The organism is Myxococcales bacterium, from assembly GCA_012517325.1.
Taxonomy (GTDB): domain Bacteria; phylum Lernaellota; class Lernaellaia; order Lernaellales; family Lernaellaceae; genus JAAYVF01.
Genome location: JAAYVF010000092.1, coordinates 1 through 14,825, shown reverse-complemented (window position 1 = coordinate 14,825; position 14,825 = coordinate 1). Strand labels below are relative to the sequence as shown.

At 62.4% G+C, this 14,825-nt stretch carries 8 protein-coding genes; 7 read left to right on the top strand and 1 reads right to left on the bottom strand.

The window, feature by feature from the left end:
* The first annotated feature begins 55 nt into the window (after window positions 1-55).
* From GX444_16270 to GX444_16240, 7 genes are all read left to right on the top strand, one after another.
* A complete protein-coding gene (locus GX444_16270; protein ID NLH50135.1) occupies window positions 56-1,444 on the top strand; it encodes a hypothetical protein in 1,389 nt (462 codons plus the stop codon).
* A 186-nt stretch (window positions 1,445-1,630) separates the two neighbouring features.
* Window positions 1,631-2,683, top strand: a complete 1,053-nt coding sequence (locus GX444_16265; protein ID NLH50134.1) for a hypothetical protein — start codon at window positions 1,631-1,633, stop codon at window positions 2,681-2,683.
* Entirely contained in the window at window positions 2,683-3,129 is a 447-nt protein-coding gene (gene aroQ / locus GX444_16260) for a type II 3-dehydroquinate dehydratase (GenBank protein NLH50133.1), read from the top strand. Before GX444_16265 ends, aroQ begins: the two co-directional genes overlap by 1 nt.
* Entirely contained in the window at window positions 3,119-4,195 is a 1,077-nt protein-coding gene (locus GX444_16255) for an aminopeptidase P family protein (GenBank protein NLH50132.1), read from the top strand. The genes aroQ and GX444_16255 overlap by 11 nt, the downstream gene beginning before the upstream one ends.
* Before the next feature lie 185 nt (window positions 4,196-4,380).
* Window positions 4,381-12,489 (top strand): tetratricopeptide repeat protein, encoded by an 8,109-nt coding sequence (locus tag GX444_16250; GenBank protein ID NLH50131.1) that lies wholly within the window; start codon window positions 4,381-4,383, stop codon window positions 12,487-12,489.
* Window positions 12,489-13,424, top strand: a complete 936-nt coding sequence (locus GX444_16245; protein ID NLH50130.1) for an AAA family ATPase — start codon at window positions 12,489-12,491, stop codon at window positions 13,422-13,424. The genes GX444_16250 and GX444_16245 overlap by 1 nt, the downstream gene beginning before the upstream one ends.
* Before the next feature lie 55 nt (window positions 13,425-13,479).
* Window positions 13,480-14,370, top strand: coding sequence for an alpha/beta hydrolase (locus GX444_16240; protein NLH50129.1), 891 nt, complete (start codon window positions 13,480-13,482; stop codon window positions 14,368-14,370).
* A gap of 190 nt (window positions 14,371-14,560) precedes the next feature.
* On the opposite strand, the gene GX444_16235 is transcribed toward GX444_16240, so the two are convergent.
* Window positions 14,561-14,800 (bottom strand): hypothetical protein, encoded by a 240-nt coding sequence (locus tag GX444_16235; GenBank protein NLH50128.1) that lies wholly within the window; start codon window positions 14,798-14,800, stop codon window positions 14,561-14,563.
* Window positions 14,801-14,825: the final 25 nt, after the last annotated feature.

The following is a 14,825-nucleotide window of genomic DNA, read 5'->3' as shown; positions in this document are numbered from 1 at the left end:
ATATTGGCGCAGTATGAATGACGCAAGCAAGGATCATCGCAGGGAAAAACCGGCCTTGCCGGAGCCGGCGGCGAAGCGCCCTTCGCGCCTGGTGACGGTGCTCGGCGCCCTGTTGGGATTGTTGCTGGTGGGCATTCAGTGGGTTCTGGCCGTCAATCTTTATCTGTTTCCCGAATGGGGACGGTATCTCGCGCTCGGCGTTGCCGTGCTGGTCGCGCTGATTTATCGAATTCGCCGGCCGCGCGCCGGACATGAAATCACTTTCCTGCTTTTTTTTCTCAGCCTTTACAATGTTCATATGGCGTTGGGCGGTTACGCCTATTGGGGTTGGTGGGCGTTGCCGGCGTTCGCCGCTCTGGCCGGCGCCGTATACTTGGTTTTTCGCCGGCGCGATCGCCTCTGGCGGGCGCTCAACGGATTGAACGCCGCTCTTTTTCTCGGCGTGATTCTTTTATTGGTGCTGCGCACGTATTCGTTTCTCGATCGCCAGGAACGTTGCCGGAGCGATGCGGCGCGGTTGCCGGCCGCGGTGCGTCCGGTCGCCGGTCTGCCGTTGCATCCTTACGATTTCGGCGGCAAACCGGCGGATCGCCAGTTGGGCGTGGCCTGCGGTCAAAATGAAAAATTTTTCCTTCTGGATAAAGAGGCTCTTGCCGGTCGCGAGACGGCGCTTTTAACGCGCGGCATTCAGCGCGTCACGCCGCACCCGGCGCATCTCTGGCTGGCGCTGCCGCTGTGGGAACAGCACGATCCGGACGGCCGCGTCTATTTCGTCGATGCCGAAACCGGCCAAAAAATCGATGAAACCGTTGCGGAAGCTTCCGTCCCCGGCTGCCGGAATCTGTTGGAGGTCGAATTTCTGGGCGACAAGATGTATTCCCTTTGCGAGGTAACGCACTCGCTGCACGAATCCGACGCCGAACCGCCTTTTACCTTGCGCCGCTCGCTGAAGCTGCCCAGCCTGGACGCCTACGACCTGGCCGTCGACCCGGCGCGCCGGGTGGCCTACGTCACCGATTGGGCGGCGCCGTGGGTGATGGAGGTCGACCTCGATCGCTTCACCGTGGCGCGAAAAAAGTGGGTCGGTTTTTCGTCCTACGGCATCGCGCTGGGCCCGGACGGGCTGCTTTACATCGCCCAGATGTTTCATCGGCGCGTCCAGGTGCTCGACCCGCGCACGTTGAACATCGTCCGCACGATCGCCGCCGGTTACGGGCCGCGGGATCTGGATTTCGATCCGGGACGGCGACTGCTGCTGATCGGCAATTATTACCACGGCACGCTCGACGTGGTGAGTCTGGCGGACGGCCGGCGACTCCAGCGCCTGTTCGTCGGCGAATTGTTCCGCGGCCTGTATTTCGATCAGCCGCGGGACCGGCTTTTCGTGGCCGTCGGCTGCGGCGTACGGACCATCGCCGGGCGCGACCTGACGGCGGGCGAATGAGCCCGTTAATTCTTTGCGCTTTCCGCTGCCATCGCTTGACGATCGCGCGCCGCCGTGCTTCTTTATAGCTCTCCGCGGTGAGAAATTTTTGACCGGATGTCGTGGAAAGTGACGGCTATGCAAGACAATCAACTTCGACAAATTACCGCTTGGCGACAAGAGTTGCAGAGATTTCCCAATAAACGGTTGCATCATCGAATCGCGGAAGTTCTGACGGCCGCCGGGCGGCCGCATGAAGCCTTGGAAGTTCTCGAAACCGGACTGACCGTTCATCCCGGAAACTTGTCCTACCTGGACATCAAAGGCGTCGTGCTCATCACCCTCGGCCGCTGGCCGGAAGCCGTCGAAGTACTTTCCGATGTGGTGAAGCGGGTCGGTTCCTTCGAAGCCAAATTGCATTTGACCCAGGCGTTGTTCGGCGTGTCGCGGGAGGACGAGGCCCGCCGGCTTGGCGACGAACTGCTGAAACAAAATCCGTTTCACGCCGAGCTTCGCCGGTTGCTGGCCGAGGGCCGGCACGCCTTGCCGAATCCGATCACCGCGGACCGGCCATGGCCGGACGAAGCCGCTTCGCAAACGGCCGAGGCCGAAGCGGTCGTTCCGGTCGCCGCCGCGCCCGAACCGGAGAAGCCCGTCGAACCCGAACTGCCGCGGGAATCGTTGGCGGACGTGACCCAAAGCGAAGGGACCGAAAGCGCCGCCCATAACGCGGCCCTGGCGGGCTTGGCGGCCAAGGAAGCCGATCGGCTGGTCAGCGATTTCTTCGATCCGCTGTTGACGACGGGTGAGGCGCCGCTGGTCGCCGGCGATAACGGAAACGGCGCGCCCGTCGCCGCACCGCAGGCGGACGACAAGGAAGAAATCTACGAGCCGCCGGCGCAACCGGCGGAAAGCGAAGCCGCCGCGGACGAGCCGGCGGAAAAGAGTGAAGAAACAGAGGCCCCGACGGGGCCGGAGGCAGACGGGGTTGATCAGGGCGTCGAATACGATCCGACCGACGGCATGGATGAAGAGTTGGTGATCAACGAGATCGATGTCTTCGGCGATCTGCAATCCCGCGAACCGGCCGAAAAGAAAGAGCCCCATCAGAAATTGATTCCCGCGGTCGAACCGCCGTCCCCGGAAGAAGCCGAACCGCTGGTCGGTTTTGGACAAGAGGAGCGACAGTCCGAAGCTAACGGGGAGAAAAATCGCAAGAAATTCTGGAAAACTTGGCGGTCGCGAAAGGAGAAAAACTGATGGCTCGCATCAAAGTGATCCATGGCCCTTTGCTGAACCGGCTCGGGGAGCGGGAAACGGACCTCTACGGCACCGAACCGCTGGACGAAATCGACGCCTCGCTCCAGGCGATGGGTAATTCCGTCGGCGTGGAGGTCGATACTTTTCAGTCGGATCTGGAAGGCGAGTTGGTGCGGGAAATCGCCGACTGCCGCGGCAAGTACAATTTCCTGATCATCAATCCGGCGGCCTATTCGCACACCAGCGTCGCCCTGTACGACGCGGTGATTTTCTCCCAGGTGCCGGTCATCGAAGTCCACTTGTCGAATCTCTCCTCGCGCGAACCGTTCCGTCGGCAAAGCACGATCTCCAGCGTGGTGGTGGGCCGGATCGAGGGCCTCGGCCCGGACGGTTATCGTTTGGCGTTGCGTTACTGCCTGGAAAGGTTGGTCGGTCATGACATCTAGATTGTCGCGTCTGCGCGCCGCCTTGAAAGAAGCCGCTTGCCAAGCGGCACTGGTCTGGAATCCGGCGAACGTCCGCTATCTCAGCGGGTTCACGGGAACGGAAGGCACGCTCCTGGTGACCGAACGGGACGCCTGGTTTCTTACCGACTCCCGCTACACCGAGCAGGCCGGAGACCAGGTGACCCCGCACGGTTTTTCGGTGGTCACTTTCCGGCAAAAATTCAAGGAAATCGCCGGAAAACTGCGCGAATTGGGCGTCGCCGAATTGGGCGTCGAAGACGAAACGATGACCGTTTCACAGCATCGTCAACTGGCGGAAGACGCCGGGCCGGTGACCCTGCGGCCGTTGGGAAGGCTGATCACCCGCCTGCGGGAAATCAAGGACGCGAGCGAGATCGCGGCGATTCGCAAGGCGGTCCAGGTTCAGGAAGCGGCCTTGAGAACGATCCTACCGCTGATCCAGCCCGGGGTGACGGAACGGGGCATCGCCTTTGCGCTGGACACCGAAATGCGCCGGCTGGGCGCGTCCGACGTTAGCTTCGCGACGATCGTCGCCTCCGGCCCGCGCGGCGCGATGCCGCACGGTACGGCCTCCGATAAAGTGATCGCCGCCGGTGAATTGATCGTGATCGACTGGGGCTGCATCGTGGACGGTTACTGCTCCGACCAGACGGTGACCTTGGCCGTCGGCGAGCCGCTCGACCCGGACGCGAAAAAAGTCTACCAGGTGGTCTATGAAGCCCAGCAGGCCTGTCTGGCCGCGGGCAAGCCGGGTTACGAATTCCCGGCTCTGGACCGCGTGCCCCGGGAGATTATCGAGCAGGCGGGATTCGGCGCGATGTTCGGTCACGGCACCGGACATGCCCTGGGCTTGGAAATTCACGAGGAACCGCGCGTCAGCCCGCTCGGCAGCGGCGCGGCGGAAGTCGGCATGGTCTTTACCATCGAGCCCGGCATCTATTTGCCGGGGCGTTTCGGCGTCCGCCTCGAGGATATCGTTCTGGTCACCGAAACGGGCCTGGAAAAGTTGACCACCCTTCCCAAAGAGTGGCGATCCATGGTCTGATTTCCGGGTTTTTTTCTTCGCTTACGGCTTGATTGCCGGGGAGGAATCCATTAGTTTTTTGCTGGGTAATAAGATAGAATAAAAGTATCCAGCGCGGCACGTTACGCCTCCCCCGAAAAGGAGAGGGGTTTTTACTCATTTAACGAGCGGATAGCGTCCTTATCTGACACGACGGGAGAGTTGCCTTGGCCAAGGAGCGGAAGAAAAAAGATGGCTTGCTGCAGAAGCTGCGGGGCGCCAAACAACAGAAGAGCGATCCGGAGCTGCAATCGCTGCTCCAGGAAATGCAGGCGGATCCCAACAACATGCGCATTCGGCTCAAGGTGGCCGACTACTATCTGAAGCAAGGCGAAAGCGTTCGGGCACTCGATCAATATCTGACCGTCGCCGAAACCTACGCGGAAAAGGGCTTTTATCCCAAAGCCATCGCCGTTTACAAACAAGCGCTGCAAATCAAACCCAGCATGATCGAGGTCTACCTCAAGCTGGCCAGCCTTTATCACAAGCTCGGGCTCATGCCCGAGGTCGTCGAGCAATACCAGAAGGCCGCGGCGATTTACGAGGAACAAGGCAAGGAACGCGAAGCGCTCGACATCCGCCGCATGATGCTCGATCTCGACCCGACCAACGTCATCGGCCGGCTCAAGCTGGGGCAGCGCTACCTCGAAAAAGGATTCACGGCCGAAGCGGTGGCGGAATTCCTGCGGGCGGCGAATATTTTCGAACAGCAGGGCAAGCACGCCGAGTTGCAGAAATTGCTCGAAGGCATTCTCGATCGCGGTGTGGAAAATTTCGACATCCTGTATCGCCTGGTGGAAATTTATCGCCATCAGGGAAAGCCCGCCCTGGCATTGGCCCGGCTGGCCAAGCTTTCCGGCGAATTGGCCGGCAGCAGCAGCACCCTCGAATTGACCGCCGAACTGGCCGAGGAACTCGGCAAGCCGGCGGTGGCCGTCAAGGCGCTGGAACGCGCCGGCGCGCTCTATCAGCAAATCAACCGGCTCGACAAAGTGCGCGAGGTTTGTCACCACATTCTGCGCCTGGCGCCGGGCGACGAATACGCGCAACAGAAATTGAACGAAATCGGCCCGGAACCCGAGCCCGAGCCGGTCGCGCCCGTCGAGGAAGAACCGGTCATCGAGGCCGTCGCCGAACCGGCCGCGGAACCGGCGCTCGACGAACTGGAAATCGAAATCGAGGAAGCCGCGCCCACGGAAGCGGCGATCGAGGAATTGCCGATCGAGGAAGAGATTCCGATCGAGACCGCCGGCGAGGAAGAGGTCGCCATCGAGGAAGTTCAACTCGAGGAAGAAATCCCCGTCGCGGCGGCTCCGGCGGCCGAGGAAGAAATCGTCATCGAGGAATTGCCGATCGAGGAGGAAGAGCCGGTCCGGGAAACGAAGTTGGAGCCGGAGGTCGAGGAAATCTCGCTCGAGGAGGAAACGCCGGTCGCCGACGATATCGCGGCGGAAGTGAACCGGCGGATGGAAGAGCTGCCGATCGAGGAAATCGCCATCGAGGAACTGCCCGAGGAACCGGCCCTGGACGAGGACATCGTCGTCGAGGAAGAGGCCGTGACCTTCGAGGTGGAAGAACCGGCGGCGGAAGTCGCGGCGCCGGAAGAAGCGGCGGCCGAACCGGAAGAGGAAGGCCCCGAGCAGATCGACCTGAGCGGCATGAGCGAAGACGAGGCGACCTCGCGGATCGAGGAAGCCATCGACATTTACCTCAAATACAATTTGCGCGACAAGGCCATCGAATACCTGAATCTCGCGTTGGCCCGCAATCCGGAATCGCTGCCGATTCTCGAAAAAGTCATGGCCGTTCACCGGGACGGCGGCAACAACGAGAAGGCGACCGAAATTCTCGAGCGGTTGATCGAGCTGGCCCGGGCGCAGGATCGGGCCGCCAAGCTGGAACAATATCTGACCCTGATGGTCGAGTACGCGCCCGACAACCTCGACGCGGCGCGCCAACTGGCCGATTATTTCGTCGACCGCGAGCCCGAACGGGCGGTGATTCATCTGTTCGAATTGGCCGGCCGCTACCGCGATCTGGAACAATTCGACGAAGCCGAAAAAGTATTCGCCCGCATCCTGGAGCTCGATCCGGAAAACGAAGGGGCGCACCAGGAATTGCTCGGGTTGTACGAGCAGACCGAGCAGATCGATCGCGCGGTCGAAAAATTGTATTTCCTCTACGACCGGGCCATGACCGCCGACGATACGGCCAGCGCCGAAGGCTATCTGCGGCGCATCCTCGAATTGCGTCCGCTCGAAGACAAGGCCCAGGAATCCCTGCTCGAGTTGTACGACCTGACCGATCAGAACGACAAGCAGGCCGACTTGCTGCGGCGGTTGGCCGATCGGTTCGCGGCCGCCGGCAAGGGCGATCAGGCCATCGCTTATTTCCTGCGGCTGTTGGATCTCGAGCCCGAAAACGCGGCGGCGCATCATCATCTGAAAGACTTGTATCTCGAAGCCGGCGATACCGAGAAGGCGATCGCGGAATTGCAGATCATCGCCCGCCAGGCGGCCGACGGCGGCCTGCACGCCAAGGCCATCGAGGCCTGGCAGGAAATCCTCGCCCTCGAACCGGCCGGCCTGGAAACGCACGAGGAATTGTGCGCGCTTTACCTGGTGACCGGCGATCGCGAACAGGCGATCAGCGAAATGATGTTGCTCGCCAAGGCTTCGCTGGATCGGGAGGATCTGCCGGCGGCGCTGGCGCAACTCGACCGTGTGCTCGATTTGGAACCGCGCTACGAGCAGGCCAAGCGGCGCAAGATCAGCATTCTGCATGACCTCGACCGCACGGCCGAAGCGATCGACATCCTCTTCGACATCGCCGACGACATGCGGCGCGCCGGCGAAATGGATAAAGCCGAAAACGCCCTGCGCGAGGTGCTGACCTTCGATCCGGAAGCCCGCCAGGCGCATGTCGCGCTCAAGGATTTGTATCTCGACGCGGGACAATCGCAAAAAGCCGTCGCCGAACTCGGCGCGTTGGCCGCGGCCGCCGAGGCCGCCGATCGGCTCGACGAATCGCTGACCTATTGGGGCGAAATCGCCGGGTTGGATCCCGAAAACCTCGAATCGCGCCAGGGCATCGCCCGGGTCTACGTGGCGCGCGGCGATGTCGGCAAGGCCGTCGCCGAACTGCTGGCGGTTGCCGAATTGCAGGAGCGCCGCGGCGACCGCACGGGCGCCATCGACACGCTCAATCAGGCTTTGGCCAGTGATCCGGAGAACGAAGTCGCGGCGTTGCGGCTGATCGAATTGTATTTCGAGACCAAGCAGCCGGAACGCGCCGTGCAATCGCTGTTGCTGGTCGGCGATCAGGCGCGCGAAGCCAATCGCTTCATGAAGGCGCTCGAATATTATCGCCGGATCGTCGAGGTGAACGCCGCTCACGTGGTCGCCCATGAACGGCTGCGCGACCTGTACCTCGAATTGAACCGGCCGGAATTCGCGATCGACGAATTGACGGCCCTCGCCGGTCTGTACCGGCAAGCCGAGGAAGTCGGGCGGGTCGAGGAAGCGTACCGCCAGATTCTCCAGCTTTCTCCCGACCACCTGCCGGCCGTGCTGGCGCTCAAAGATTATTACCTCGACTTGGGCCGCCTCGAGCCGGCGCTGGATCTGCTTTACGGCCTCGTCGTCCGTTTCCGCCAGGCCGGCGATCTGGCCGAGTCGGCGAAGTACGCCGAGGAAATGTTGTCGCTCGCCGCGGAAGATCGGCGCGCCTTGCTGGCCCTGGCCGAAATGGCCGTGCAAGCGGGCGATACCGACGCCGCCGTGGTCCGTTACCTGTATCTGGCGACCTTGTCTCAGGATGAAAACCGCGGCGATCTGGCCGAGAACTACCTGCGCAAGGTCATCGGGCTGAATCCGGATCATCGCGAGGCGCGGTCCGATCTGAAGGCCTTGTTGCTGGCCGGCGGCGAAAAGAGCGGCGCCGTTCAACAACTGTTCGCGCTGGTGGAAATCGCGACCCGGCAGGGCGATACCGAGGACGCCAAGGCGTTTTGCCGGGAAGTGCTGGCGATCGATTCGCGCAACGAACAGGCGCTGGAACAACTGGTCGATTTGTTGGTCGCCGGTGGCGAAGGCGCCGCGGCGATCGACGAAATGTTCCAGTTGGCCGAAATGGCGCAGGGCAAAAACGATTACCCGCGCGCCGAAAAATACCTGCGCCAGATCCTCGACCTGGAAAGCGAGAACGGTCGGGCGCTCGAACTGCTCAGCCAGGTGCACATCTCCTCCGGCGATACCGGCCAGGCGATCCGCGAACTGTTCCAACTGGCCGAAGCCGCCGAGAAGAAAGACGATTACGCCGCCGCCCTGTCGTCGATCCAGCAAATCCTCGAACTCGACGGCGAAAACCTTTCGGCCTTGTCCAGCCGGGCCGTCCTGGAGGAAATGCTCGAACAGCCCGAGGCCGCGGTGATCACGTTGGAGCAGTTGGCCGGCGTCCAAGTCGCCCGCGAATTGCTCAGCGACGCCCTGCGGTCCTTGCGGCAGGCGCAGAAACTCGCGCCGTTCTCCGAAACCATTCACGACCGACTCGTCGATCTGCTGGCGCGGACCGGCGAAACCCAGCCGCTGATCGAGGAACTCTTGCGCTTCCACGCCGCGGCCATCGCGGCCGGCGATCACGAAGTCGTCCTCAGCGTGGCGCAGCGGATTCTCGAACTCGATCCGAGCCACGAAACGGCTCACCGCATGCTGGTCGACGCGTACAAGGCGGCGGGCGATTCGCAGCAAGCCGTCGGCGAACTGTTCGCACTGGTCGATCTGGCGATGGCCGGGCAACGCGTCGGCGAAGCCGAAACCCTGCTCCGGGAAATCCTGGCGCTCGACCAGACCAACGAACTGGCGGTCGACGAAATCACCCGCCTCTACCTGGATTCCAACCGGTCCGAAGAGGCGATCCGCACGCTGCTGTCCTTCGGCGACGCCCAGGGCGACGCCGGCAACGTGGAAGTGGCGCGCGACAGTTACGAACGCGTGCTGGAACTGCGGGACGGCCACCCGGACGCGTTGCGGAAGCTGAAGGATTCCTACCTCTTCACCGCCGATCTGGCCGAGGCGGTGGAAGTGCTGTTCCGGATGGTGGTCGCCGCCGACCAGCGCGAAGAGCCGCAGAAGGCGATCGCCGCGCTCGTGGAAATCCTCGATCTGGACGAGATCAACGAAGAGGCTAGGCGCGATCTGAAGGAACGCTACCTGGCGGCCGGTCAGGCGGAACAGGCCATCGCGCTGCTGTTCGTCGCCGATCAGAAAATGACCGCGTGGGACGGCCCGCGCCGGTTGGCGAATCTGGCGGAGATCGTGGAGATCGATCCGACCAACCGCCAGGCGCTGCGCCGCACCGCCGATCTGTACAAAGAAAGCCGGCAGCCGGAGCGCGCCGAAGAAGTGTTGCTGCGGTTGGCGGACCTGGCGATCGATGCCGCCGAGTGGGAACCAGCCCAGAAGACCTTGCAGGAAGCGTTGTCGCTCAATCCGGCCAGTCTCGCGGTGCACCAGCGGATCGCCGATATTCATCAGCGGCGCGGTGACAACGAGGCCTATGCGGCCGAATTGTTCGCCATCGGCAAATTGCTCCAGACCGCCGGTCAGGAGGGCGAAGCCGAACGGATTCTGCGCCAGGCCGCCGGGCTCGAAAAATACCGCGAAAAAGCCCTCGACGAATTGCTGTCGCTTTATGCGGCGTTCGGCCGCAGCGAACCGCGCCGGGCGGTGCAACTCGAACAGGCGCAACTGGCCGCCGAGCGCGGCGATCTGAACCGGGCGATCGGGTATTACAACGATATCCTGGCCGCGAACGCCGAGGATCGCGAAACTCGCGATGCCTTGATCGACCTGTTTGCCGCCCATGAGCGGACCGGCGACGCCGCCACGCAGGCGATGATTCTGGCCGACGCGGCCCGCAAGGACGGCGAGGTCGACGAGGCAATCCGGCGTTACGGGCAAGTGTTGTCCTTCGACGCGCAAAACGCCAAGGCGCGCCGCCGTCTGAAGAACCTCTATATCGAGGCGAACCGGCCCGCCGAAGCCGTCGAACAGTTGCGCTTCCTGGCCGAGGCCGCCAAGGCCGCCGGCGGAACCGACGACGTGGAAGACGCGCTCAACGAAATGCTGCAGTTGCAGCCGGAAGACGGCGCCCTGCGGCGGGAACTGATCACGCTTTACGAAGCCTCCGGCCAACCGGGCAAGGCGATCATTCAACTGCTCGAATTGGCCGATCAAGGCATCGCCGAAGGTCGGACCGCCGAGGCGATCGATATCCTCCGCGAAGCCGCCGGGCTCCAGGCCGACAACGAACCGGTGCAGCGCCGCCTGAAGGACGCATACCTCGAGGTCGGACAACGCGACCGCGCCATCGAAACGCTCTTCACCCTGTATAGCATCGAACTCGCCGCGAAAAAGCGCCGCGCCGCGGAAAAGCATCTGCGCGAAATCCTCGAGTTGGATCCGACCAACGCCGTCGCCAAGGAAAAGGTCTTCGACCTCTTCAAGGCCGGCGTCACCGACGAGGAAAAAGTCGCCGACCTGTTGGCCCGCTCCGAGGAAGCGCTGGCGATGGGCGATCACAACGGCGCCGTTCAATCGCTCAAGCAGATCCTGGTCATCCGGCCCGACGATCCGGAAGCGAAATCCCGCCTCGCGTCCCTGCACGTCGAGACCGCGCCCGCCGTGGCGCCGGCCGAAGGCATGGAAGAACCGATCGCCGACGATGTCTTCACGCTGCAGCAGTTGGATGAAACCTCCGTGGCCAGCGACGAAGAGATCGACATCAATTGGGGCGAAGCCGAACAAATCCAGTCCGAGGCGGAAAAAACCGCCGACGTCGCCGATGCGGTCGAAGAGGACGTCTTCGCCGAAGCCCCCGCTGCCGAGGTCGACGATATCGATGTCTTCGGCGATGTCGGCGAAACCGGCGCACCCTCCGCCAAAGAGGAGTTCCGGATTCCCGAACCGCCGGCCGAACCGGTGGTGGTCGCTCCCGAGGAAAAGGTGGAAGCCCTGCTGGAAGAAGCGACCGAACCCGTCCCGGCGGAAGAAGATTTGTTCCCCGAGGAAGGCGCCAAGGAAGTCGACGCCGCCCTGGCCGCCGAGGCGGCGGATCTCGAAGCCGAACTGTTCGAGAGCAAGCCGGCCGAGGAAGAATTCGTCGAGGCGCTCGATGGCTTGTTGAGCAGCACCGGCGTCGCCGAACCGGTGGAGAAAGCGGAACCGGCCCAACGGGAAAAGGTTGATCTGGTCGAAGGGATCGTCTACGGCACCTCCGACATCTTCGCCGAGAAAAAAGCGGCGCAGGAAAAGGCCGCCAAGGAAACGCTGTTCACCACCGCGGAAATTTCGCCTGACGAGTTCATGACCACCAGCGCGAGCCAGGCGAAAGCCGCGGAGACGCCCAGCCGCATTCTGGAAGAGTTCCGGCCGTTCACCGAAAGCACGCCGGACGAAACCTTGCCGCTCGCCGAGGCCAGGGCCGAGGCGATCGCCGAGGTGGAAGGCGAGAGCGTGGCGGCGGAGAGCGCCGCGGACCGGTTGGCCGAAGCCAAGGCCGAACCCGTGCGCGAAGTGTTCGCCGAAACCGGCGACGATTTGATGGCCGAGCTGATCAACGAACTCGAAGGCGGCGCGATGCCGGCGGAGCCGGCGGTGAAATCGGCCGCGGCGCCCGATCTGCTCGATGAAATTTTCGGCTTTGCCGAAACCGGCAAGGCGAAGGAAGCGCCGGCCGGCGGCGACATGCTCGCCGACCTGATCGACGACCTGGGCACGGGCGAAAAGGAAGCCGCCGCGGCGGACACCAACGGCGACGTGTTCAAATCCTTCGTGTCCAGCCTGCCGGACGACATGCGGTCCTCCAGCTCGGCGCAGACGCATTACGAATTGGGCATCGCGTTCCGCGAAATGGACCAAATCGAGGAGGCCATCGCCGAATTCGAAAAGGCGCTGACCAAGGACGACGGCTCGTTGACCTTCGAGGTCAATTACGAACTCGGCCAGTGCTATTCCAGCCTGGGCAAATACGACATGGCCGTCGAATACCTCGAAACCGCCAGGCAATCCGGCGGCGAGGACGAGCAAGTGCAACTGGATTTGACCTTCGAATTGGCGGTGGCGCTCAAGAAGCAAGGGAACTTCAAGGAAGCCAAGGCGCTGTTCGTCGAGGTCGACAAGAAATCCAGCAATTACCGCGGCGCCAAGGCGGAAATCGCCGAGTGCTCGAAAGGCCGCGGCAAAAAGGGCGGCGACGACAATATCGGGTATGTTTGATGAGCTATCTTGATTTCTACGGCTTGCAGCGCGAGCCGTTTTCCAACGTGCCGGACCCGATCTTCTTCTGGAACGGCCGTTCGCACGAAACCGCCCTGAACAAGCTGCGCTTCGCCCTCGAACAGCGCCGGGGCCTGAGTCTGGTCATCGGCGAAATCGGCGCGGGCAAAACGACGCTCTCCCGCCGCCTGTTCGAAAGCCTCGACGAAACGCGCTTCCACAAAGCGCTGCTGATCGTCATCCATTCCGAGGTGACCGCCGACTGGCTGCTGCATCGCTTTGCCCAACTGCTCGGCGTCGAACACCCCAAGCACAACAAGCTGGAGGTCCTCGGCCAGATCTACGACCGCCTGCGGATCATCGACGAAAAGGGGCAGATCGTCGCGCTGCTCATCGACGAAGCGCAAATGTTCGGCACGCGCGAGTTGATGGAGGAATTCCGCGGCCTGCTCAACATCGAGGCGCAGGGCCGCAAGCTGATCAATTTCGTGTTCTTCGGCCTGCCCGAGGTCGAGGAAAATCTGCAACTGGACGAACCGCTGCGCCAGCGCGTCGCCTTGCGGGTCAACCTGCAACGGTACGACGAGGCCGATACCCTGGCTTACCTGGCTCACCGCGTCAACGTCGCCGGCGGCAAGAAAGGCCTCATCCCGCCCGACGTGGCGGCGCGGCTGCATTTTCACGGCCAGGGATCGCCGCGGGTGCTCAACGCGCTGGCCGACAACCTCCTGCTCGAGGGCTTTCTGCAAAAGACCCGGACTCTGACCGTGGCGATGCTCGACAAGGTCGCCGCGGAGCTGAATCTTCAGGAAAGCCAGCCCGATCCGCTCGCCGACATCCTCGGCCACCGGCCGGTCAAGCCCGGCCGGAAGAGCAAGGACGAGTGGCAGGAAGTCGATCTGAACAAACTGCTGGGCTTTCTCGATAAAAAATGAGGCGCCGCGGGACGGCCGCGCGGCGTCCCCGGCGACCAGCGAACGCGAGTGACACATGGCCGAGATATACGCCCCCGTGCAAAAAGTCGTCGTGCCGGGACACGACGGCACGCCGCTGACCGCCTGCCTTTACGGCGACGGACCCGTCGACTGGATCATCGCGCCGGGCCTGGGCACGCCGCTGATCACCTGGAAATACGTCGCCGAACGCTTCGGCCGGGCCTGCCGGATTTTGACCTGGGAAGCGCGCGGCAATTATTCCTCGGGGACGCCGGCCGATTGGGACAAGCTGCGGATCGAGGACCACGCCGCCGACCTGTTCGCGCTGGCCGATCACTTCGGCATGAAACGTTTCGTGCTGGGCGGCTGGTCGATGGGCGTACAGATTTCGCTCGAAGCCTATCACCAACGTCCCGACCGCGTGAAATTGCTAGTCCTCATCAACGGCGCGCCGGGGCACCTGCTGTCGACCGCCTACGGCGTCCCGGGCTTCGAAAAGCTGGCGGTTTCGGTGTTGAAGTTCGCTTCGCTGCTGGGGCAGGCGCCGGCGGAACTTTTCGCCTGGCTCCTCCAACAATCCTGGACGCTTCCGGTCATGCGTAAAATGCAGATCTTTACCGCCAACGACGACTTCTTCGGCGAGATGGTGGCGGGGTTCGCCTCGCTGGATTTCCCGGTTTACTGGCGGATGATGCTGCTGGTCAACGAGCACGACGCCACGCCCTATCTGCCGGAGGTCGCCGTGCCGACGCTGATCACGGCCGGCACCAAGGATCTGATGACGCCACTGGCTACCGCCCAACTCATGACGGATCGCATCAAGGACGCCGAATTGTTCGTGGTTCCCAACGGCACGCACTACACCGTGGTCGAGTATCCCGAAATCATCAACCTCCGCCTGGAGCGCTTCTTCCGCGACCACCTACCCAAATTCAAACTGGATTGAGCGGCGTTCACTGGTTTTTATGCCGATAATGGCAAGGTCTTCCGAAGAGATAATGCTTCTTGACGCATGGTCATCATTCGTCATTTCCCAATTTTAACGATTGCCGGCTGAATGAGGCTATTCAAGCGCTATCAAAGCGGCCGAGAGGCGCTGGCCCCCCGGCCGCTCGATTCGGTTCAGCCGGTATAAATTATTCCTCGGAACAGCCGGGGTTTGTCGGGCCTCCGAACGGCTCTGTATAGAGGATATTGACCGCGTTGGCGTAAACGGTCATTCCTCTCCACGGAGAAGTGATGCCGTCCGTCAGGGTGACAGTGGCGCTGGTCGGAGAACTTGATACGGGATAGCCGAGAATCCAGAAACTGCCGTCGATTGGGCTTGTTCCGGTAAGTTCGGGATTGGGGCCGTATTCGTCGGAGTAGATCACCAAGCCACTTCTTCCGGCCCGCCCTCCG

Excerpts from the sequence above, each read along its gene's own strand:
- aroQ (NLH50133.1), top strand. The coding sequence starts at position 2,683 with ATGGCTCGCATCAAAGTGATCCATGGCCCTTTGCTGAACCGGCTCGGG.
- GX444_16240 (NLH50129.1), top strand. The coding sequence starts at position 13,480 with ATGGCCGAGATATACGCCCCCGTGCAAAAAGTCGTCGTGCCGGGACAC.
- GX444_16255 (NLH50132.1), top strand. The coding sequence starts at position 3,119 with ATGACATCTAGATTGTCGCGTCTGCGCGCCGCCTTGAAAGAAGCCGCT.
- GX444_16245 (NLH50130.1), top strand. The coding sequence starts at position 12,489 with ATGAGCTATCTTGATTTCTACGGCTTGCAGCGCGAGCCGTTTTCCAAC.